This is a genomic window from Onishia taeanensis, assembly GCF_900100755.1.
Lineage (GTDB): Bacteria > Pseudomonadota > Gammaproteobacteria > Pseudomonadales > Halomonadaceae > Onishia > Onishia taeanensis.
Genome location: NZ_FNCI01000001.1, coordinates 31,620 through 52,952 on the forward strand (window position 1 = coordinate 31,620; position 21,333 = coordinate 52,952).

Sequence of the window (21,333 nt, forward strand, 5' to 3'; positions counted from 1 at the left end):
CATACCCATGGCCATACCAATAACGAAGGCCTAGCCCCTTGGATTGACCATCGGGTGATATAGCGCCTCAACAAGGACACGCAAAGATGACGTTACGTTTTTCCCGTTTGACGATGCTGCTGGCCGGCAGCGCCCTGCTGTGCACCACGCTGTCTGCCCAGGCTCGCGAACTCTCGGTCTCCACCGTGCTGTCGGATGCCTTCCCCTGGGGGCAGGCGGCGGAGAAGTGGGCTGAGCTTGTCGAGGAGCGCTCTGGCGGTGAGCTGACCCTACGGGTCTATCCCAACGCTCAGCTGGTATCCGGCGATCAGACGCGCGAGTTTTCGGCCATGCGCTCGGGGCTGATCGACCTGGCGGTGGGCTCGACCATCAACTGGTCGCCACAGGTGCCGGAGCTCAATCTCTTCTCGCTGCCGTTCTTCATGCGCGATTATGCCGCCGTCGATTCGGTGACCGGCGGCGAAGCCGGCAAGCAGGTCTTCGCGGCCATTGAGGAAGGTGGCGTGGTGCCGCTCGCCTGGGGCGAAAATGGCTTTCGCCAACTGTCCAACTCCAAGGGCCCCATCGATGAACCGAGCGACCTGGAAGGTTTGAAAATCCGTGTGGTGGGGTCGCCGTTGTTCCAGGATACCTTCGAGGCCCTGGGCGCCAATCCGACCCAGATGAGCTGGGCGGATGCCAAGCCGGCGCTGACCACCGGTGCCGTCGACGGCCAGGAGAATCCCCTGTCGGTTTTCGATGTGGCGCGCATCGACCAGGTTGGCCAGACGAACCTGACGTTGTGGAACTACATGAACGACCCCCTGGTGTTCGCGGCCAACCAGCGTGTCTGGGGCTCGCTGTCGGCCGAGGATCAAGACCTGCTGCGTCAGGCCGCCGTCGACGCTGGCGAGTGGGAGATCGCCATGACCCGCGAAGAAGAAGGCGAGCGTCGTGCCGCCATCACGGAACGCGGTGTCGATATCGTGGAGTTGACCGAAGCGCAGCACATGGCTTTCGTGCAAGCCACCCAGAGCGTTTACGACACCTGGATCGACAAGATCGGCGAGTCCCTGGTGAAGACCGCTCGCAGTGATATGGCGGCTAACTGAGCCCAAGCCCTATCGAGTACGCGGTGATAGCTGTGTGACGACAGCTTGTTTGAAGACGTTCATTGCTGATTGACCGGCCCCAAGGGGCCGGCTTTTGATGTTTGAGGACTCCATGAAGAGCCAACCCGATGCCAGGCCCGAACGGGTGCTGGCGACCCTTTCCCTGTTGATCATCGCGCTGATCAGCCTGGCGAATGTCGTTGTTCGCTATATCACCGATGCTTCCTTCGCCTTTACCGAAGAATTTTCGGTCTTCCTGCTGGTGGTACTGACCTTCGCCGGCGCCTCGGTGGCGCTGCGTCGCAATGGGCATATCCGTATCAGCCTGCTGGAGCGTGCCTTGCCGCCAGCGTTGCGGCGCGTGTTGATCGTTTTTCAATGGCTATGCGGTGCCACGGTGCTGAGCCTGATCGTATGGTTTGGCGGCAAGCTGGCCTGGGAGGAACACCAATGGCAGTCGCTGTCGCCGGGGCTTGGCCTGCCCCAGTGGTGGTACATCGCTTGGCTGCCAGTGCTCGCGGCCTTGATGCTGCTGCGCCTGAGCCAGCAGTGCCTGGATCGGCTGCGCGGAGGCCTTTCAGATGAGCCCTGATGTTTGGATGATTCTGGCCTTTGCGGGTCTGTTGATTGCCGGTGTGCCGGTGGCGTTTTCGCTGGGGCTTTCCGGGGCGGTGGGGATCGTGATGGGCCTGCCGACGACCATGCTGGCGACCCTGGGCACCAACACTTATAACAGCGTCGCCAAGTATCCGCTGATTGCCATTCCGCTCTTCATCCTTACCGGGCTGATCTTCGAGCGGGCGGGGGTGGCGGCTAGACTGGTGCGCTTTGCCCAGGCGCTGATCGGGCCTCGCCATGGCGGGCTTGCGCTGGTTGCGGTGCTGGTCTGCATGATCATGGGCGGAATGAGCGGCTCCGGGCCCGCAGATGCCGCGGCCGTGGCCATGGTGATGCTGCCCAGCATGACCCGAGCCGGCTATCCAAAGCCCTTCTCGGCCACCTTGATCGCGGCGTCCGCCTCCACGGCGATTCTGATCCCGCCGTCGGTGGCGCTGATTCTTTACTCGATCGTGGTGCCCGGGGTCGACCTGCGCGCGCTCTTTGCCGCCGGCCTTTTCCCGGGCATGCTGGCGGGTGTGGCCCTGCTGGTGCCCGCCTGGTGGCTGTCTCGGCGCTTTGGCTGGGAGTCGCCGGAGAGCGTCTCGCGCCCGGCGCTGGGCGAGAGCTTTCGTCAGGCGCTGCCCGCTCTCTTCGCCCCGGTATTGATTCTCGGCGGGCTGCGCTCCGGGTTGTTCACGCCCACCGAAGCGGGCGTGGCCGCGGTGGCCTACGGGGTCATCGTGGGCATCTTCCTGACCCGTGAACTTAACTGGCGAGAGCTCTGGCGGCTGTTCGGCGAGGCGGCGGTGATCACTGGCGTGGTGATGCTGATCATTGCGCTTGCCGGGATCTTTGCCTGGGCCGGTACCATGCTGGGGACCTTCCGGCATCTGGCCGAGTGGATCATCGGCCTGTCCGACAACGGCGCCTGGCTGCTGTTGCTGATCATGCTGGCGGTGCTGTTGGCGGGGATGGTGCTGGATGCAATCTCGATCTACCTGATCATGATGCCGATCCTGATCCCGGTGATGGAGCATTTTGGCTGGCACCCGGTGTGGTTTGGCATCCTGCTGGCCATGAATATCGCCATCGGCCAATTTACCCCGCCGGTCGCGGTCAACCTGATGGTCACCACGGAAGTGGCGAAGATTCGTCTCGAGCAGACCGTGGGCTGGGCGCTGGTGTTCGTGGCGGCCATGGCAACGGCGCTTGCCCTGGTGGCGCTCTTTCCGTCGATTGCGCTATGGCTGCCTGGCGTTCTGGGCTATAACGTCTAGCCAGATGAAAGTCAGAGACCTAGAGAAGGGCATATTCAGGGAATAAACGACGGAGTAGAGCAGGGCTTTCCAAGAGACAGCCGTTATCTATCAACAACCACAGGGAAGTGGCTTTGATGAAAGAAGTGAAACCAGCGGCGTATCTGCGCCGTGAAACGACGCTATGTTCGCTCCTGAGCCGCCTGGGGGTGTGCCTGGTGCTTGCCGGTTGGACAATGGCCGCTCAGGCACAGATCTATTCCTGGCAGGATGAGACGGGCCAGTGGCATTTCGCCGACCACTCTCCCGAGGGTGGCGGCGGCGAGCAACGCAACCTCGATGAGCTGTCGGATATCAATAGTATGCGACCGCCCGGCGACTCTCCCTATCGCGCCTTGTCATCGCCGCAATCGTCGCGTTCCGGCAGCAGCGTGCAGCGCAACGCCGGTGGAGCTAACCCACGCTGCGACAGGCTCGAGCAGCGTCTCGAGTCCATTCAGCAGCAGTTGCGGGCGGGATACGAAGAGCCCCGTGGCAACCGGCTGCGCGCCGCTCGGCGGGAGTTGACTGCGGTCTATCGACGCGAGTGCCGTAATTAGGCGCGAGTGCTCTGAGCCGGCTCTTCAGGCCGCTACCCTGTTTATCAGCCTGTCGAGGGTGGTTTAGTGCCGGCTGGTTGGTTTTGGTGAGCCTGACCGTGCAGCGGCTAGGTTAGAGCGGACGATCAGACCAGTTGGCTGGCGGCACGATGCAACCGGGCATGGCGCTGTGCCAGCGCCTCGAGATCCCGGTCGTAGCCGCCGCCGATTACCGCCGCCACCGGAATATGGGCCTCGCGACAGATCGACAGCACATAGTGGTCCCGGGCGAAGAGCCCGTTATCCGTCAATGCCAGGTGGCCCAAGCGATCATCGGCATGCACGTCGACGCCTGCGTCATAGAGCACGAGATCAGGGGCGAATTGAACCAGCAATGGCGGCAGGCTGGTCGTGAGCTGGTGAAGGTAGGCGGCATCGTCCGTGCCCCGGGGCAAGGCGATATCCAGATCGCTATGCTGCTTGCGGGCCGGGAAGTTTGCCGCGCCGTGCATCGAGAAGGTGAAAACGCGCTGATCGTGGCGAAAGAGGCGGGCGGTGCCGTCGCCCTGATGCACGTCCAGGTCGACGATCAGGATGCGGTCCACCCAGCCGTGGGTCAGCGCATGAGCCGCGGCCACCGCCAGGTCGTTGATCAGGCAGTAGCCGCTGGCGGCATCTGCGTGAGCATGGTGGGTGCCGCCGGCGGTGTTGCAGGCAAGGCCGGTATCAAGCGCCGCCTCCACGGTTGTGAGCGTGCCGCCGACCTCGAGCAGGGTGCGCTCGACCAGTGCCTCGGACCAGCGAAAACCGCTGCGTCGTTGGGTCGCCTCACTCATCGAACCGCCGAGAAAGGCGCGCAGGTATTCGGGCGTATGAATGCGCGCCAGGCTTGCTTCGCTGGCCGGTTGCGGGGTGATCCACTCGGCCCCCATGCCGGTCTCTTCGGCGGCCAAGATGTCGCGTAGCACGCGAAACTTGGCCATCGGGAAGGGATGGCGTGGGGGCAGGACGATGGTGTAGCCGGGGTGGTGAATCAGCGGTAGCGGCATGTAAGGCGGTAGGCTTAGTGGCCAGAAGCGAGAAAGGCCACACTCTACTCGCCGTGCGGGGTCCTAGCCAGCCGGGGCCTTTTCCGGCTCGAGCAGTGCATCAGCGGTATGGTTCTTCATCCCCAGCGGGCTGCTTGGTAACTATTGCCCTGGCAGCGTCTGATCGCGACTGTGGCTGCTATGCGGCCTTCCGCTCAACCGCTCAACGTATTCCTTTCCTGCACGTCCCTTCACGCCTTTTCGCGCTGGGCCTCGCTATCGGTCTTGTCTGTGATCAAGTGAAAGGTTATCGAGTCCCCGGAGATCGGGCCTCGATGCTGCGTGTTGACCGATGCCGAGATGTTTCAACGGCAAAGAGAACTAAGATGTTGGTCGTAAATAGCTGAATCGTACGGTCGTTTTTATCTAAAGTAGTGCATAATCATATTCTGTAAGGATCAGCGGAACTGATCGCTGAAAGCACAACGTCGCTATACCTGCGCAGGCAAGCTATACCTTACACATCGAATGCGATGATCGAAGCGAATCCATCGTCATTCTGGTTAGGTGCGCCGACGCAAGACGGGCGATGATGTCGCAAGGGTGGTCACGCCATCCAACATCAACAATACCAAGAGGTGTCTGAATGAAACGCCATGCAATCACTGCTGCAGCCGTCTCCGGCATGCTAATGGGTGCCGCCATGTTCTCCTCGCCGGTCGTGGCGCAGGAGCGCTTCATCACTATCGGTACCGGTGGCCAGACCGGCGTCTATTATGTCGTCGGTCAGTCGATCTGCCGTCTCGTGAACCGCCTCGAAGACGCAGATATCAAGTGCAACGCGCCGTCTACCGGCGGTTCCGTGGCCAACATCAACGGCATCAAGTCCGGTGAACTGGACATGGGCGTGGCTCAGTCCGACGTGCAGTACCAAGCCTATAACGGTACCGGCACCTTTGCGGGTGATGCCTATCCCGAACTGCGTGCTGTCTTCCGCGTGCATGGCGAGCCGCTGACGCTGCTGGCCCGCGCCGACTCCGGCATCGAAACCCTCGATGACCTGGAAGGCAAGCGCGTCAATATCGGTAACCCGGGCTCCGGTCAGCGCAACACCATGGAACAGGTCATGGAAGCCAAGGGCTGGACCGAGGACACCTTCGCGTTGGCGTCTCAGCTTGATGCCGCCGAGCAGGCTGCCGCTCTGGCCGATAACAATATCGACGCCATGGTCTATGTGGTGGGTCACCCTAACGGTTCCATTCAGGAAGCCACCACTACCGTGGATGCCAAGCTGATTCCGCTGGATGACGAGGCGATTGACGGTCTGGTCGAAGAATATCCGTATTACTCCAAGGTCGTGATCCCGGGGGGCCTCTACAAGGGCAACGATGAGGACGTGACGACCTTCGGTGTGGCGGCGACCTTCGTGACCAAGGAATCCGTGGATGAGGACATCATCTATGAGACCGTCAAGGCAGTGTTCGATAACTTCGATCGCTTCAAGCGCCTGCACCCTGCATTCGCTAACCTGAATGAAGAAGACATGGTCACCCAGGGGCTGTCGGCTCCGCTGCATCCGGGGGCGGCGCGTTACTATCGCGAGCGTGGCTGGATCGAGTGATCCTGGTCTAGACGGAGTTCAATGCTCCTGACTCGATGCGCGGCCGTTCCAGCAGGAAGGTCGCGCATCATGGTTTCTAGCCCCGGGGTATGGACCGGGAGCTCAGGCTTTTCCGGCGATGGATGGCAAGCAGGATGATTTCATGAGCGAAGACAAAACAAGGACCTCAGCCTCGAGCGTCGATCTCGAGGACATGGTGGCGTCCTCGGACTCCGGGTCGCGAAAGCCGCCCGGGCTGCCTGGCAAGGTGCTGGTGGTTACGGCAGCGGTCTGGTCGTTGTTCCAGCTGTGGATCGCTTCACCGCTACCTTTCGTGCTCGAGTTCGGGGTATTCAATGCCACCGAGTCGCGCTCGATTCACCTGGCATTTGCCCTGTTTCTGGCTTACATGGCCTACCCGGCCACCAAGAACTCTCCGCGGGATCGTATCCCCATTCAGGACTGGGTACTTGGCCTGCTGGCGGCACTCGCCGGTGCCTACATGTTCATTTTCTACGAGCAGTTAGCCCAGCGTCCGGGGGCGCCGATCATGCAGGACGTGATCGTCGGCGTCATTGGTATTTTGCTGTTGCTCGAAGCAACGCGCCGGGCGCTAGGCCCGCCGCTGATGATAGTGGCCCTGGTCTTTATCGGCTACTCGCTGGCAGGCCCTTATATGCCGGGCATTCTGTCTCACCGAGGCGTCAGCGTTTCTGGATTGATCAACCACCAGTGGCTGACCACCCAGGGGGTGTTCGGCATTGCATTGGGGGTGTCGACCAGCTTCGTCTTCCTGTTCGTATTGTTTGGTGCCCTGCTCGATAAGGCGGGGGCGGGTAACTATTTTATCAAGGTGGCTTTCTCGCTGCTTGGCCACTACAAGGGTGGTCCGGCCAAGGCGGCGGTGGTCGCCTCAGGCATGACCGGCCTGATTTCCGGCTCTTCTATCGCCAACGTGGTGACCACCGGCACCTTCACCATTCCGATGATGAAACGGGTCGGCTTCTCCTCCGAAAAAGCGGGGGCCGTCGAGGTCGCTTCGTCGGTGAACGGTCAGATCATGCCGCCTGTAATGGGCGCTGCGGCCTTCTTGATGGTCGAGTACGTGGGCATCTCCTATGTGGAGGTCATCAAACATGCCTTCCTGCCGGCGCTGATCTCCTATATTGCGCTGGTTTATATCGTCCACCTCGAGGCTCTCAAGGCCAACATGAAGGGGCTCGAGAGCAGCAACCCGCCAAAGCCGATGGTGCGCAAGGTCATCGGCTTCCTGGCCGGCCTCTTGTTGATGATGATCACGGCCTTGGTGGTCTATTACGGCCTCGGCTGGCTCAAGCCGGTACTTGGCGAAGCGACTCCCTGGGTGGTGGCGGTGGCGCTGACGGTGATTTACATCGCCCTGCTTAAGGTCGGGTCCAACTACCCCGAGCTCGAGACCGATGATCCCAATGCACCGGTGGTGAGGCTGCCTCAGACGCGTCCTACCGTCATGGTGGGCCTGCAGTTCATTCTACCGGTCGTGGTGCTGGTCTGGTGCCTGATGGTCGAGCGGCTGTCGCCAGGACTCTCGGCCTTCTGGGCCACGGTCTTCATGACTTTCATCATCGTCACCCAGCGCCCGCTCATGGCGATATTTCGCGGCCAGAGCGACTTCGCTGAAGACATCAAGGCTGGCTTTCTCGATCTGTGGGATGGCTTAGTAACCGGTGCTCGCAACATGATCGGCATTGGTATCGCCACGGCCACCGCCGGCATTATCGTCGGAGCGGTATCGCAGACCGGTGTCGGCCTGGTGCTCGCCGACGTGGTCGAGGTCCTGTCGATGGGCAATCTGATGCTCATTCTGATGCTCACGGCAGTGCTGAGCCTGATCCTTGGCATGGGCCTGCCGACGACCGCCAACTACATCGTGGTGTCGGCGCTGCTGGCGCCGGTCATCGTGACCTTGGGGGAGCAGAACGGCCTATTGGTGCCACTGATTGCCGTGCACTTGTTCGTGTTCTATTTCGGCATCATGGCCGACGTCACGCCGCCGGTGGGGCTGGCCTCCTTCGCTGCCGCCGCCGTATCGGGGGGAGATCCGCTGCGTACCGGTTTCCAGGCCTTTTACTACAGCCTGCGGACTGCCGCGCTGCCGTTCCTGTTCATCTTCAACACTGACCTGCTGTTGATCGATGTGTCCTTCCTGCAAGGCATTGTGGTCTTCGTGGTGGCGACCATTGCCATGCTGATCTTTGCCGCGGCGACGCAAGGGTTCATGCTGACGCGCAATCGCTGGTACGAGAGCATTCTGCTGCTGCTGGTGGCCTTCACGCTCTTCCGTCCTGGCTTCTGGATGGACATGATCCATGATCCCTACAGGTCGATACCGGCGAGCCAGTTCGTCCAGGCCCTTGGGGAAATGGACGATGACAGCACGCTGCGTGTCCAGGTGGCGGGTGAGGATGCCTATGGCGATCCGCTGACCACCTACATGACCCTGCCGGTGCCGGAAGGCGATACGGGCGAAGAGCGCTTGGAGAACTTCGGCCTGGAGCTATTGGTCAAGGACGGAGACTTGGTCGTCGATATGGTCGCCTTTGGCAGTCAGGCTGAGAAACTTGGCTTCGACTTCGATCAGAAAATCATCGAGGTGATGGCGCCTGTGGACCGCTGGGCCAAGGAGTGGATGTGGATTCCGGCTCTCGCGGTCTTTGCCTTGATCGTGCTGATGCAGCGGCGTCGCCGCGATGGCTCGGCCAAACCGGTGTCTGTCTAATGGAGGGTTAGACCATGTATCAGAAAATCCTGTTGCCGGTGGACCTCAACGAGCAGGCGTCCTGGGAAAGGGCGCTGCCCACCGCCTTGGCTTTGTGCCATACCTTCGGCGCCTCGCTGCACCTGGTGTCCGTGTTGCCTGACTATCGCATGCCGTTGGTGGGGTCGTATTTCCCGGCCGACTTCAGCGAGAAGGCCCACAAGGCACTCACCGAGGCCCAGCACGCCTTCGTGCAGCAGCACATACCCAGTGATATCACCGTGCAATGTGCTATCGCCGAGGGCTCACCCTGGGAAGCCATCATCGATACCGCCAAGAAACTCGATATCGACCTAGTGGTCATGGCCTCGCACAACAAGCGTAAGTTCGCCGATTACGTGCTTGGCCCCAATGCCGAGCACGTGGTGCATCACAGCAAGATGTCGGTGATGATCGTACGCTAAGTCACCCACGACATTGCCTGGCTGTCGCCAACCCCCGAACGGCTCTGCCATTCGGGGGTTGGCGTTTATGGGGCCTGGGGCGGCGAGGCCTCCATGTCCCTATGCCTCTGTACCTGTCGTCTGTCGAGATAGGCGTCACCCAGGGCAACTCTTCATCCCCTCGTCTACAGTGACATAAGCACTATTGAAAAAACCTCAGGAGATCCTGGCTTTCAGGCCGATGCGTACTCATGGACGTTGCCGGGTACGCTGCTCGTTTAGGCTTGGTGGCCTTATCTTCCCGAACGGTTGAGGGGTGTGCCATGAATGCAGCTGCCACGAAGGGCCCCAAGCCTTCTGATTACCACGTTAAGATCAGCATCAACCCCGTCGGTTTGGACAGACCCAGGGCCTGGCTGGTGGCCGGTTTCCAGGACTTTCGCGATGCCACGGCCGTCAGCTTGGCTTATGGCGTGTTTTGGGTAGGCCTTAGCCTGGCCATCACACTGGGGGCCTTTACCCTCGATCTCTGGCACTGGCTGCTGCCGCTGGTCGCCGGCTTCATGTTTCTTGGCCCCCTGGTGGCGGTAGGTGCGTACGGCATCAGTCGCGCGCTCGAAGAGCACCGTACACCGACCATGGGCGATGCCTTTGGCGCCTGGCGTGCCCATACCGGGCAGTTGGCGATGATGGGCCTGATGATGATGATTTTCTTCCTCGCCTGGATTCGCTTGGCAACCCTGCTATTCGCGCTCTTCTTTGGTTTCGAAGTGCCAAACCCTGACACCCTCTACATTTCCTTGCTGACCACCTCTGAAGGCTTGAGCATGCTGCTGGTCGGCACGGCGGCGGGGGCGGTACTCGCCTTTGGGGCATTCTCGATCAGTGTGGTCGCCATTCCGACTCTGATGGACCAGGACCTGACCTTTATGGAAGGCATCGAAGCCAGTCTCAAGGCCGTGGCACAGAATTTTCGCCCCATGCTGCTATGGGCAGCCATTCTCACTGGCAGCGTGCTGCTCGGCGTGGTGACGTTTTATATAGGCTTGGCCGTGATCCTGCCGGTGCTGGGTCATGCCAGCTGGCATGCCTACGAAGACCTCGTGAATGTGGAAATCACCGAGCCTCCAACCCGCTGAGGGCTTCCCCAACCCGCTAAGGGCTTCCCCAACTGGCTCGGTATCGGTGATTTTCGGTAAGCTAGGTAGGCGAATCGCGCAAAACATATTGCGTTTGGCGGCTAGACTAGGCTCAGCATGCCGGCCGCCAGGCTTCCTCCTAGCCGCAAGGACTGCTTACCATGGCTACCCCTCGCCTGCATTTGTCTGCTTTATATCGCTATCCACTCAAGTCCTGTGCGGGAGAACCACTCGAACGCGCGCAGGTGCATCAAGAAGGAATCGCCGGGGATCGTCGTTTGATGTTGGCTCGCCCCGATGGCCGCTTTATCACGGCTCGGACCCACCCCCGGTTGGAATTGATGCAGGTTCAGCTCGGTGAGGAAACGGTGGTGCTGCGTTTCCCCGGGCACCGGGATCTCGAACTGGTCCGGGCAAATTTCTCTCTGGCGCCATTTGCCACCGAGGTATGGGGTGATCGCTTCGAAGCGCTGGCGACCTCAAAAGAGGCCGATGCTTGGTGTAGTGCGGTAGTAGGGGAGGCGGCTCACCTGCTCTGCATCGGTGAGCGTTCGCCGCGCTATCGTGAATCGATCCAGCAGCGGGTTGGGTTTGCCGATGGCTATCCGCTGCTGTTGATTGGTGAGGGATCGCTTGCCGATCTCAACGCGAAGCTGGCTCATGCACAAGGGGCGTCAGATGGTAAGCCTCACGTCATGGCCCAGTTTCGTCCCAATTTGGTCGTGGCTGGCAGTGATGCCTTCGCCGAGGATGGCTGGCAGCGTCTGCGTATCGGAGACGTGGAGCTTGGCGTCGCGGAACCCTGTGCACGATGCGCAATGATTACCGTAGACCCGGCCACCGGCGCCTTTTTACCTGGCAAAGAACCGCTCAAGACGCTGGCGACCTATCGGCGCGGCGGAAAGGGAAAAGTCCTCTTTGGTCAGAATTTGGTCGTCCTGAAAGAGGGGCAATTAACGCTCGGAGATGACGTCGAAATCCTGGCATGATATGGCCCCTGATCAGCCAGCGAAGTACGCCTAGGGTGAAAGTATGCATGTCGAACCGCCGGAGATTTATGTGAATCCGATTGCTCGCTCACTGACTAGGTGTCTGCTTGCCTGCCTCATGACGTTACCCGCTCAAGCCGCACCCCTGTCCTTGCCTCAGCCTGAGGGAGAGGTGTTGCTCGAAATCAGCGGCGATATCCTTTACACCAACGACGGAGACAAGGCGCTATTCGATCGGGAAATGCTCAGTCAACTGCCTGTCCGGATCGTTAGCACTCATACTCCTTGGACGGACCGGGAAAGGCAGTTTCAAGGCCCGTTGATTCGGGACCTTTTGTCTCGAGTCGGTGCCCAAGGCGATGAGCTACGCGTCGAGGCGCTCAACCATTTTTCGGGGGAGATACCTGTTAGCGATGTTCAGAATTATGCCGTCATTCTAGCCATGGCCATGGATGGTGAGCCGTTGGCGATTCGCGACTTTGGGCCCCTCTTCGTGTTATACCCTTTTGACGATCACCCTGAACTCGATACCGAGAATGTTCGCTATCGAAGTGTGTGGCAGGTTGCCAAAATTCATGTGCATTGAGCAGTATCGAGATCATCTTTCCCAGCGGTATGCGTCTACATGCTTCGCTATCCATTACGCTTGAAACTTGGCGCCGCCTCGGTGCTGGTGTTTTTCATGGCCGCTGTCGTGGTGGCGGGCATGGTGGTATGGCGACAGGAAGGCCTGGCGGCAAGTGTGGGTGGAGACGCAACCTGGGGGGCCTACAAGCTTGACAGGGAGGCCATCCAACTTCGCGATCAACTCAACGACGCCGAGAGTCTCGGGGCGTTACGCGTCAAGTTCGAGCTGCTCTATAGCCGGCTCAACTTTCTGCAACGCGGTGAAATTAGTGAGCTTTTTAGTCGCATCGACGACCAGGATCGCCTGATACCTGCCATTGCCACCCAGATGAACATTCTGGATCTACAGTTTGGCGGTCTAGAGCGCCTGGACCAAGCATCGCGTCGTTCGCTGCAGATAGCCCTCGATCCGCTGATTTATCTCAGCCAGCAGTTGGTGGTGGCGACCAACGCCTATCTGGCCGACGCCAAGCAGCAAGAGCGAGAAGCGCTGCAACTGCTGCATTGGGTGCTGCTTGCCATGCTGGGTTTGATGAGCCTTTCGATCCTGATGGTGACGCGGTTTCTCTTTCGCGAAGCCCGGGAAAACGCGGCGTCTCGGCGCGACCAGGAAGTGCTGCGGAGTCGACTCGAGGAGGCGGCGCAAAAGGCCCAATCTGCCAACGAAGCCAAATCCGAGTTCCTGGCCACCGTTAGCCATGAGATTCGCACACCACTCAATGGCGTTATCGGTATGAGCGAGATGTTGCGCGGGCGTCCGCTGGATACTACCTCGCGGCGCTATGCCGAGATCATCCATGACAGCGCCGACAAACTGCTCGTCTTGATCAATGACATTCTCGACTTTTCTCGCATCGAAGCCGGTCGGCTCGAGCTCGAGCAGGTGGATTTTTCCTTACAGGAGCTGCTCGATTCCGCCGTGCGACTCTTCGAGCCCCGGGCGATCTACAAGAACATCACCCTGACGGCGCGGCTCGCGGAAGACGTGCCTGAACGACTACAGGGCGACCCCGGTCGGCTTCGGCAAGTGCTGCTCAACCTGCTTTCCAATGCCATCAAGTTCACCGAGCAGGGGGAGGTCTCGGTACTGGTGGCCTACTCGTCTTTGCAAGAGCGCCTGCATGTCTCGGTCAGCGATAGCGGCCCGGGAATACCCAGCAGCCATCAGCACCGCTTGTTCGAGCCTTTTAGCCAAGGCGATGCCTCTACGGCGCGCCGCTTCGGGGGCAGCGGGCTGGGGCTGGTGATCTGCAGGCGTCTGGTGAGTGCCATGGACGGGGAAATGGACTTCGTCAGTCGTATAGGCGAGGGCAGCTGTTTCTGGTTCAAGGTGCCACTATCGCCGGCCAATGAACCCGAGAGCATGGGAAAACAAGGCTCCCAAGAGATCTTGCCCGCCTTGCCATCTGGCCTGCGGCTTTTGGTCGTCGAAGACAATGAGATCAATCAGCAGGTGGCGCATATCATGTTGTCGCGCCTGGGGTGCCAGGTCGATATCGCCTCGTCGGGAGAGGAGGCGCTGAACATGACCCAGGCCGAGCCCTACGCCTTGATCTTCATGGACGTTCAGATGCCGCTGATGGACGGCCTCGAAGTGACGCGCCAGCTGCGCAAGCGCCATGACTGGTGTGCCGAGGTGCCGATCGTGGCCATGACCGCGGGGACCTTTGGTGACGAGCGCTCACGCTGTTTGGAGGCCGGCATGAACGATTACCTAGTCAAGCCGCTTGCCAGTGCTCAACTGCTCGAGAAGCTGCATCTGTACATTGGCCTGCCAGCCGATCATGCGACGCAAAGGGCTGGCGTTGAGGGTATCGGCGGGCTGCCTCTCGATGCTGCAGCTGATGCGGTTGAGGCTAACGCAGACGACCCACAGTGGTTGGCATTGGCAGTGCTCAAGGAGCTGCTCGATCACATCGAGGCCCTGGGCATCAGGCAGTTGGTGGACGCCTATCGTCGCCAGTTGCCTGAACGCCGGAAGGCCCTGTCGGCGGCTGTTCGTGACGGACAGGCCGAGCAGGTGATGCAGGTTGCGCACTTGATGAAGGGTGAAGCGCTCAGCCTGGGCCTGATGCAGGTAGGAGAGCGGGCCAGGGAGCTCGAAACGGCGGCAAAGACGTCGCAGCGCGAAAAACTGCCTGCGTTGCAGCTTGCGCTGGAGCATAGCCTGGCGCCTTCGCTGGCTGCCGTTGATGCCTGGCTTGATGGCAGTGATCGCCGCCAGCAGTCAGCCAGCTAGGCGAGATCGCTGAGTGCTGGTAATGAACCTGGCTAAGGAATGACATCTGACATGGTAAAGGCCACCAATATTGGCCCGAAGGTTTTCTGCGTCGCTCACCCGGTGGGCGGCAGTCGCCGGCGCAGGGCGCGTTCAACCACCACCTGACCGGGGTGATAGTCGCCGTGAGCGGCGGCAATGGCGTGATCCAGGGTCAGTTCGGCGATGCGATCATGCTGCTGAGGCAGTGAGTTGACCGGCAGGGGCAGAAAATCCAGCAGCCGATCATCGCCGAAGGTCGCCAGGCGCAGCGAGGGCGGCAGGCCACCGCTCTCCAGCAGTTCGTCCAGCACGCCATCGAGTAGCGTATAAGAGGCGGTGACCAGCGCGTCGGGCATGCCTTCATCTTCGAGCAGCTCGCGCATCAGCCGCGCCCCTTCCTTTCGATCATAGCGGACCCCGCTGCGGGTCAAGGCCTGGCAGTCGTGGCCTTCGAGCGCCTCGTGAAAGCCCGCCAGTCGCTCGATGCTGATCGATAGCTGGGGCACGGCATCCAGCCAGGCGACGCGCCTCACACCCGAGCCAAGAACCGAACGGGTCAAGCCCTTGGCAGCCGACTGATTGTTGCTGACCACGCTGATGAAGCGTTGCGGATCTAGGGCGCGGTCGACGGCGATGACCGGCAGGCCGCCGGCCATCAGTTCCGCATAAAAGGGATCGTCCATGGCCAGGCAGCTGGCCACGATCAGTACTTCGCAGCGCTGGGCGCGCAAGGCCCGAGCCAGCTCGCGTTCGCTGTCCGGGTTGTCCTCGGAGCCGGCGATCAGGAGTTGGTAACCCCGCTGCCTCGCGCCTTGCTCGAGGCGTTTAGCGAGCAGGGCATAACTCGCATTCTCCAGGTCAGGGATGATCAGCCCAATGGTGCGGCTGGCGCCTCGGCGCAGTGCCGCCGCCTGAGCGTCGATACGGTAGTGATGCTGCTCGACCACCGCCATGACGCGATCGACGGTCTCTTGACTGATGCGCCGTTCCTTGGCCTTGCCGTTGATGACATAGCTTGCCGTGGTCCGGGATACGCCGGACAAGCGAGCGATTTCTGCGAGCGTCATGGTGACCCCTTGTATACGATGCGGCACATTCTACGCGAGCTCTTGGCACCAGCGACTACGCCCAAGGTCGTAGCCGATCCTGCTTGATAAATGGCCTGACTCGATCCAGCATTGTACTAAATCTTAGGTGACACGATTCAGCCATGGGAAAGCAAGGTTGGCAAGGCCAGGTGCAACGGCCGCCAGCCAGCGGCCGGCACTCTCCGCTGCCCGCCCCCAGGCACAGGAGGCTAGTATGTTGACACTCGGACAGGACGATATCCTGCTCGACCGCAAGGCCGCTGACTGGCGCGCGGCGCTCGATCAGGCGTCTGAGGCGCTGGTCGAGGCCGGATTGGTGGCGCCTGGCTATCGCGATGGCCTGCATGCCCGCGAGGCGCAGTCATCCACGTTTCTTGGCAACGCCATTGCGATACCCCATGGCACCCCCGAGAGCCGTACCCACGTCCAGCGTACCGGGGTGCGGGTACTTCAATTCCCCGCGGGCATCGACTGGCACGATGGCAATCGGGTCTATGTGCTGGTGACCATCGCCGCCCAGAATGATGAGCATCTGGACATTCTGCGTCAGTTGACCCACGTACTGGACCGCGAGGGGGTGGCCGAGCGACTGGCCGCCGCCGGTTCCCGTGCCGAGGTGGCCGGGCTGCTATCCAAGGCCGTCGTGGAAGCGCGCCTCGATGACGAGACCCTCTGTCTCAACTTCCCCGCCCGCGACCGGCTCGAGCTTGCCCTGGCCGCCGCTGCTCGGCTGCGCCAGGCAGGCTGCGTCGGCAATGACTTCGTTGCCGATATCGCCTCTCAGTCTCCGCTGTCGCTGGGCCAGGGGCTCTGGTTCGCGACCAGTGCCAACGATGTGAAGGCGCCGGCGCTATCGCTTGCCACCCCGGAAGCGGCCATCGGCCAGGGCGACAGCGCCGTCAGTGGCGTCTTCTGTCTCGCGGCCCAGGGCAATGCCCATCGCAGCCTGCTGGAACGCTTGACGGCCCTGCTCGAGCGCGGTGAGGGCAAGGACCTGCATCAGCTATCCGCCGAGAGCGTATTGGCGCGCCTGTCCGGTGAGTCGGCCAGCGCCCAGACCGCACGCGCCCGGGTGCTCAACGCCCACGGCCTGCATGCCCGCCCGGCCAAGCAACTCATTCAGGTGGCGCGCCGCCAGAGCGTCTCGGTTCGAGTGCGCCTGGCCGACGGTAGCGGCGAAGCCGTATCAGCGGCTAGCCTGACCAAGGTCATCGGCCTTGGCGCTCGTCGTGGCCAACAGCTGGTGTTCTCGGCCGAAGGCGAGGGTGCCAGCCAGGCGCTGGACGCCATGTGCGAGGCCATGCAAGGCGGCCTGGGTGAAGTGGTTCAGCCCTTCGAGGAAGGCCGTGAGCACGTCGCCAGTACGCCGCCCGAGGGTGCCAAGCCGCCTGAGCCACTGCCGGCCGACACCCCTTACCAGGCGGTTGCCGCCTCCCCGGGGATGGCCATCGCGCCGCTATTCGTGATGCGTACGCCGCGCTTCGATTATCCCGAGCGGGCAAGCGATGCCGCTGAGCAGAAGCGCCGTCTGGAGGCGTCCATCAAGGAAGGCGCCGAGCAGCTCGAGGCATTGGTGCACAGCGCCCAGGGCGGCGAGGTGGCCGAGATCCTATCGATGCATGAGGAAATGCTCGACGACCCGGAGCTGCATCAGGCCGCCCACGAAGGCATTCAGGAAGGCTATTCCGCCGAAGCGGCCTGGTGGACTGCGATCGAGACGGCGGCCAGGGCTCAGGAAATGCTGGCCGATCGACTGCTTGCCGAGCGGGCAGCCGACCTGCGGGACGTTGGCCGTCGGGTGCTGGGCATCCTGTGCGATATCAGCCTGCCCACGCCGCCGGATCATCCCTACATCCTGGTCATGGATGACGTCGGCCCCTCCGATGTGGCCCGTCTCGATACCAGTCGCGTCCGCGGGCTGCTGACCGCCAGAGGTGGGGCGACGGCCCACAGTGCGATCCTCGCCCGTGCGCTGGGGATCCCGGCCGTGGTGGGGGCCGGCGAGCGAGTACTGACGCTTGAAGACGGCGTCGAGATGATCCTCGACGGCGAGCGCGGGCGTATCACGCCGGCGCCGTCCACGGAGCGTCGCCAGCGGGCCGAGCTGAGCCTCAAGGAACATCAGCGCCTGGAGCGCGAGGCCTGGGCCGCGCGCTTCGAGGAAGGCCGTACCCGCGATGGCCATCGCGTCGAAGTGGCCGCCAACCTGGGCAATACCGCTCATACCGCGGATGCCGTCGAGCGTGGCGCCGAAGGCGTGGGGCTGTTGCGTACCGAGTTCATCTTCATGGCGCATTCCCAGGCACCGGATCTCGAGACGCAGATCGGCGAGTACAAGGAAGCCATGGACGCCCTCAACGGGCTCCCGCTGGTGGCCCGTACGCTGGACGTGGGCGGCGATAAGCCGTTGCCCTACTGGCCGGTGCCCCAGGAAGACAACCCCTTCCTGGGCCTGCGCGGCATCCGTTTGGCCCTGACCCAGCCAGAGGTGCTCGAGACGCAGCTGCGTGCCTTGCTGCTCGCCGCTGCGGGGGGCGACAATCGACCGGGCCGGCCGCTGCGCATCATGCTGCCGATGGTCAAGGACATCGCCGAGTTCCGGGCCGCCAAGGCCATCTTCGACCGGCTGCTCGAGGAGATCCCGGCCGAGCAGCGGGCCACCGATGTGCAGCTCGGCGTGATGATCGAGGTGCCGTCCTGCGCGCTGCTGGCGCCGACGCTTGCCGCCGAGGTCGACTTCTTCTCGGTGGGGACCAACGATCTGACCCAGTACACCCTCGCCATCGACCGCGGCCATCCGGCGCTGTCGGCTCAGTCCGACGGCCTGCATCCGGCGGTGCTGCGCCTGATCCAGATGACCGTCGATGCCGCGCATGCCCACGGCAAGTGGGTCGGGGTATGCGGCGAGCTGGCCTCCGACGCCCAGGCGGTGCCGGTGCTGGTGGGTCTCGGCGTCGATGAACTCTCGGTCAGCGCCCGCCAGGTGCCGATGGTCAAGGCGCGGCTGCGCGACTTCGATCTCGCCGACGCCAAGGCCCAGGCCGAACTGGCCCTGGCCCAGGCAACCAGCGATGACGTGAGAAACGCGCTGGAGGTGCGCTGATGGCCAGGATACTGACGATCAGTCTCAATCCGGCGCTGGATCTGGCGATCGGTCTGCCGACACTGACCCTTGGCGAGGTCAATCGGACCGATGCGACGCAACTGAGCGCCGCCGGCAAGGGCGTGAATGTCGCCCGGGTGCTGGCGACATTGGGTCATGACATCGTGGTCTCCGGCTTTCTGGGGGCCGATAACGATGGCCCCTTCCGGCGCGCCTTCGAGGACATGGGCGTCGAGGATGCCTTCCACCGCGTGCCCGGCGAGACGCGCATCAACGCCAAGCTCGCCGAGCACAGTGGCCGCGTCACCGATATCAACGGTCCCGGCTTGGTGATTGATGCTGGCACCTTCAACGCCTATGTGAATGATCTCGAAGCGTTGGCCGCCGACCCCAGCCGACGTCCCGATGCGGTGGTGATTGCCGGTAGCCTGCCGCCTGGCATCGAGGCCGACGATCAGGCCGCGCTGATCGCGCGCCTCAAGGCCCATGGGCTACCGGTATGGGTCGATACCAGCGGCCCGGCGCTGGCCCGCGCCATAGCGGCGGCCCCTACAGCGGTCAAGCCCAACGAGCTGGAGCTGGCCGAGTGGGCCGGCGAGGCGCTGGACAGCGACGCCCGACGGCTGGCGGCGGGACTTCGCCTGCATCAGGCCGGTATCCAGGAGGCGCTGATCTCCGCTGGTGCCGATGGCGTGCTCTGGGTCAGCCAGCGCGGCGCCTGGCACGCCACGCCGCCGAAGATGACGGTCGCCAGCACCGTGGGTGCCGGCGACACCTTGCTAGCCGGTATGTTGCACGGCGTCCTCGAGGGCCATGCCCCTGATGCGGCGCTGCGCTTTGCGACGGCCCTGTCCGCCGAAGCCGTACGCCATGTCGGCGTGGGCAATCCTCACGCCGATGACTTCCCTCACCTCCAACAACAGACCCGCGTGCGTCGCCTGAACGACGTGGACGCAGGGGGAGCGCTCGCATGAATGTGATCCTGATTACTGCCTGCCCCAGTGGCATGGCCACCACCTTCCTCGCCGCGCGGCGCCTCGAGCAGGCGGCCAGTCGGCTAGGCTGGACCACCACGGTGGAAATGCACGGTGAACTGGCGCCGGTGGAGCCGGCATCTGCCGAGTCGATTGCTGCCGCCGATCTGGTGGTAGTGGCCGCCGATACGGTGCCGAATCCACAGCGCTTTGCCGGGAAGTCGCTTTATCAGGCATCGATCGCCGAGGCCCTGCCGGATCCGTCCGGTTTCCTCGAGCGGGCTCAGGCCGAGGCAGCCGCCTATACGCCGCCCGCCGACGATGCCAAGGACGGTGCCAAGCCGGTGGCAACCGATACGGCGGGTGCCAAGCGCATCGTCGCGGTAACTGCCTGTCCGACCGGTGTGGCGCATACCTTCATGGCCGCCGAGGCGTTGAGTGAAGCCGGTAGGGCGCTGGGTCACGAGATCCGCGTTGAGACCCAGGGGTCGGTAGGCGCCCAGGACAAGCTGACCGAAGAAGAGATCGCGGCTGCCGACGTGGTGCTGCTGGCCTGTGATATCGAGGTCGACCCGACTCGCTTCGCCGGTAAACGCATCTATCGCACCTCCACCGGCAGCGCCCTGAAGAAACCTCGCCAGGCCATCGAGGCAGCCCTTGCCGAGGCCGATGTGGAAACGGCAGGCGGCGCTGCGAGTGGCGGCGAGGCCAAGAAGAGCGTCAAGGACAAGGGCGTCTACAAGCACCTGCTGACTGGGGTGTCCTTCATGCTGCCGATGGTGGTCGCCGGTGGCCTGTTGATCGCCTTGTCCTTCGTCTTTGGCATCGAGGCCTTCAAGGAGGAGGGGACCTTTGCTGCGGCGCTGATGCAGATTGGCGGCGGTACCGCCTTCGCCTTGATGGTGCCGGTGCTGGCGGGCTATATCGCCTACTCGATCGCCGACCGGCCGGGCATCGCCCCGGGCATGATCGGCGGCATGCTGGCCTCGAACCTCGGCGCCGGCTTTATCGGCGGCATCCTCGCCGGCTTTCTTGCCGGTTACGTCGCCAAGGCGGTTGCCGACTACGTCAAGCTGCCCTCGAGCATCGAATCGCTGAAGCCGATTCTGATCATTCCATTGGTGGCGAGCCTGGTCACCGGCCTGACCATGATCTATGTGGTGGGCGAGCCGGTGGCCGCCGTGCTCTCCACGCTGACCAACTTCCTCGAGAACATGGGCTCGGCCAACGCCGTGCTGCTAGGTATTCTGCTTGGGGCCATGATGTGCTTCGACATGGGCGGGCCGGTCAACAAGGCGGCCTACACCTTTGGCGTGGGCCTGCTGGCCTCCGAGACCTATGCGCCCATGGCCGCCGTCATGGCGTCGGGCATGGTGCCGGCCATCGGTATGGGGATCGCCAGCTTCGTTGCCAAGTCGAAGTTCTCCGAGCCGGAGCGGGAAGCCGGCAAGGCCTCCTTCGTGCTCGGCCTGTGCTTCATCAGTGAAGGGGCGATTCCGTTTGCCGCCAAGGACCCGCTGCGCGTGATTCCCGCCTGCATGATCGGTGGTGCGATCACCGGCGCCATTTCGATGCTGGTGGGGGCCAAGCTGATGGCACCGCACGGCGGCATCTTCGTGCTGCTGATTCCCAATGCCATCACGCCGGTGTTCCTGTACCTTGCCGCCATCGTCATTGGCTCGCTGGTCACCGGTCTTGGCTATGCGCTGATCAAGCGCGGCAGCCAGGAGGTTTCGGTGGCGGCCAACGCCTGATCGCAGATGGCTAATGGCTCCCCCAAAGCCCCGATATCCGCCAGGATATCGGGGCTTTTGCATGGG

Annotated in this window: 16 protein-coding genes; 14 read left to right on the forward strand and 2 right to left on the reverse strand. The window is 62.4% G+C overall.

Annotated features, from left to right (window positions below):
- The first annotated feature begins 86 nt into the window (after window positions 1–86).
- The 4 genes from BLR71_RS00170 to BLR71_RS00185 all read left to right on the forward strand — a co-directional run bounded on the left by BLR71_RS00170 (window position 87) and on the right by BLR71_RS00185 (window position 3,546).
- A complete protein-coding gene (locus tag BLR71_RS00170; protein ID WP_092521880.1) occupies window positions 87–1,091 on the forward strand; it encodes a DctP family TRAP transporter solute-binding subunit in 1,005 nt (334 codons plus the stop codon).
- A 112-nt stretch (window positions 1,092–1,203) separates the two neighbouring features.
- The gene (locus BLR71_RS00175; RefSeq protein ID WP_092521881.1) at window positions 1,204–1,683 is read left to right on the forward strand and encodes a TRAP transporter small permease; all 480 of its coding nucleotides are present in this window, start codon (window positions 1,204–1,206) and stop codon (window positions 1,681–1,683) included.
- Complete coding sequence (locus tag BLR71_RS00180; RefSeq protein WP_092521888.1) at window positions 1,673–2,968, forward strand: TRAP transporter large permease; 1,296 nt, start codon at window positions 1,673–1,675, stop codon at window positions 2,966–2,968. Before BLR71_RS00175 ends, BLR71_RS00180 begins: the two co-directional genes overlap by 11 nt.
- A 116-nt stretch (window positions 2,969–3,084) precedes the next feature.
- Window positions 3,085–3,546, forward strand: coding sequence for a DUF4124 domain-containing protein (locus tag BLR71_RS00185; protein ID WP_092521889.1), 462 nt, complete (start codon window positions 3,085–3,087; stop codon window positions 3,544–3,546).
- A 125-nt stretch (window positions 3,547–3,671) separates the two neighbouring features.
- On the opposite strand, the gene BLR71_RS00190 is transcribed toward BLR71_RS00185, so the two are convergent.
- Window positions 3,672–4,574 (reverse strand): histone deacetylase family protein, encoded by a 903-nt coding sequence (locus tag BLR71_RS00190; RefSeq protein WP_092521893.1) that lies wholly within the window; start codon window positions 4,572–4,574, stop codon window positions 3,672–3,674.
- A 625-nt stretch (window positions 4,575–5,199) separates the two neighbouring features.
- Between BLR71_RS00190 and BLR71_RS00195 the strand changes: the two genes are divergently transcribed.
- The 7 genes from BLR71_RS00195 to BLR71_RS00225 all read left to right on the forward strand — a co-directional run bounded on the left by BLR71_RS00195 (window position 5,200) and on the right by BLR71_RS00225 (window position 14,327).
- Window positions 5,200–6,174, forward strand: a complete 975-nt coding sequence (locus BLR71_RS00195) for a TAXI family TRAP transporter solute-binding subunit (protein WP_092521895.1) — start codon at window positions 5,200–5,202, stop codon at window positions 6,172–6,174.
- Between the two features lie 142 nt (window positions 6,175–6,316).
- Entirely contained in the window at window positions 6,317–8,911 is a 2,595-nt protein-coding gene (locus tag BLR71_RS00200; protein WP_092522750.1) for a TRAP transporter permease, read from the forward strand.
- A 14-nt stretch (window positions 8,912–8,925) separates the two neighbouring features.
- A complete protein-coding gene (locus tag BLR71_RS00205; RefSeq protein WP_092521897.1) occupies window positions 8,926–9,354 on the forward strand; it encodes a universal stress protein in 429 nt (142 codons plus the stop codon).
- Window positions 9,355–9,656: 302 nt separating this feature from the next.
- Window positions 9,657–10,472 (forward strand): DUF2189 domain-containing protein, encoded by an 816-nt coding sequence (locus tag BLR71_RS00210; RefSeq protein WP_092521899.1) that lies wholly within the window; start codon window positions 9,657–9,659, stop codon window positions 10,470–10,472.
- Window positions 10,473–10,633: 161 nt separating this feature from the next.
- Window positions 10,634–11,461 (forward strand): MOSC domain-containing protein, encoded by an 828-nt coding sequence (locus BLR71_RS00215; RefSeq protein WP_092521900.1) that lies wholly within the window; start codon window positions 10,634–10,636, stop codon window positions 11,459–11,461.
- A 43-nt stretch (window positions 11,462–11,504) separates the two neighbouring features.
- Entirely contained in the window at window positions 11,505–12,047 is a 543-nt protein-coding gene (locus tag BLR71_RS00220; protein WP_139172495.1) for a putative pterin-binding protein, read from the forward strand.
- 39 nt (window positions 12,048–12,086) lie between these two features.
- On the forward strand, window positions 12,087–14,327 hold the full coding sequence (locus BLR71_RS00225; protein WP_092521901.1) for an ATP-binding protein: 2,241 nt from the start codon (window positions 12,087–12,089) through the stop codon (window positions 14,325–14,327).
- A gap of 95 nt (window positions 14,328–14,422) precedes the next feature.
- On the opposite strand, the gene cra is transcribed toward BLR71_RS00225, so the two are convergent.
- Window positions 14,423–15,415 carry a catabolite repressor/activator gene (gene cra / locus BLR71_RS00230; protein WP_092521902.1) on the reverse strand — a complete coding sequence of 331 codons (993 nt, stop codon included), beginning with the start codon at window positions 15,413–15,415 and terminating at the stop codon, window positions 14,423–14,425.
- 235 nt (window positions 15,416–15,650) lie between these two features.
- Here cra and ptsP point away from each other — a divergent pair, with 235 nt between their 5' ends.
- Genes ptsP through BLR71_RS00245 form a run of 3 tightly spaced genes read left to right on the forward strand, consistent with a single transcriptional unit; the run spans window position 15,651 to window position 21,267 of the window.
- Window positions 15,651–18,539, forward strand: coding sequence for a phosphoenolpyruvate--protein phosphotransferase (ptsP, locus tag BLR71_RS00235; RefSeq protein WP_092521903.1), 2,889 nt, complete (start codon window positions 15,651–15,653; stop codon window positions 18,537–18,539).
- Complete coding sequence (gene pfkB / locus BLR71_RS00240; RefSeq protein ID WP_092521904.1) at window positions 18,539–19,513, forward strand: 1-phosphofructokinase; 975 nt, start codon at window positions 18,539–18,541, stop codon at window positions 19,511–19,513. The genes ptsP and pfkB overlap by 1 nt, the downstream gene beginning before the upstream one ends.
- Window positions 19,510–21,267, forward strand: a complete 1,758-nt coding sequence (locus tag BLR71_RS00245; protein WP_092521932.1) for a PTS fructose-like transporter subunit IIB — start codon at window positions 19,510–19,512, stop codon at window positions 21,265–21,267. The genes pfkB and BLR71_RS00245 overlap by 4 nt, the downstream gene beginning before the upstream one ends.
- Window positions 21,268–21,333 lie beyond the last annotated feature (66 nt).

Coding starts and splice junctions, on each gene's coding strand:
- BLR71_RS00170 (WP_092521880.1), top strand. CDS start 87: ATGACGTTACGTTTTTCCCGTTTGACGATGCTGCTGGCCGGCAGCGCC.
- BLR71_RS00175 (WP_092521881.1), top strand. CDS start 1,204: ATGAAGAGCCAACCCGATGCCAGGCCCGAACGGGTGCTGGCGACCCTT.
- BLR71_RS00180 (WP_092521888.1), top strand. CDS start 1,673: ATGAGCCCTGATGTTTGGATGATTCTGGCCTTTGCGGGTCTGTTGATT.
- BLR71_RS00185 (WP_092521889.1), top strand. CDS start 3,085: ATGAAAGAAGTGAAACCAGCGGCGTATCTGCGCCGTGAAACGACGCTA.
- BLR71_RS00190 (WP_092521893.1), bottom strand. CDS start 4,574: ATGCCGCTACCGCTGATTCACCACCCCGGCTACACCATCGTCCTGCCC.
- BLR71_RS00195 (WP_092521895.1), top strand. CDS start 5,200: ATGAAACGCCATGCAATCACTGCTGCAGCCGTCTCCGGCATGCTAATG.
- BLR71_RS00200 (WP_092522750.1), top strand. CDS start 6,317: ATGAGCGAAGACAAAACAAGGACCTCAGCCTCGAGCGTCGATCTCGAG.
- BLR71_RS00205 (WP_092521897.1), top strand. CDS start 8,926: ATGTATCAGAAAATCCTGTTGCCGGTGGACCTCAACGAGCAGGCGTCC.
- BLR71_RS00210 (WP_092521899.1), top strand. CDS start 9,657: ATGAATGCAGCTGCCACGAAGGGCCCCAAGCCTTCTGATTACCACGTT.
- BLR71_RS00215 (WP_092521900.1), top strand. CDS start 10,634: ATGGCTACCCCTCGCCTGCATTTGTCTGCTTTATATCGCTATCCACTC.
- BLR71_RS00220 (WP_139172495.1), top strand. CDS start 11,505: ATGCATGTCGAACCGCCGGAGATTTATGTGAATCCGATTGCTCGCTCA.
- BLR71_RS00225 (WP_092521901.1), top strand. CDS start 12,087: ATGCTTCGCTATCCATTACGCTTGAAACTTGGCGCCGCCTCGGTGCTG.
- cra (WP_092521902.1), bottom strand. CDS start 15,415: ATGACGCTCGCAGAAATCGCTCGCTTGTCCGGCGTATCCCGGACCACG.
- ptsP (WP_092521903.1), top strand. CDS start 15,651: ATGTTGACACTCGGACAGGACGATATCCTGCTCGACCGCAAGGCCGCT.
- pfkB (WP_092521904.1), top strand. CDS start 18,539: ATGGCCAGGATACTGACGATCAGTCTCAATCCGGCGCTGGATCTGGCG.
- BLR71_RS00245 (WP_092521932.1), top strand. CDS start 19,510: ATGAATGTGATCCTGATTACTGCCTGCCCCAGTGGCATGGCCACCACC.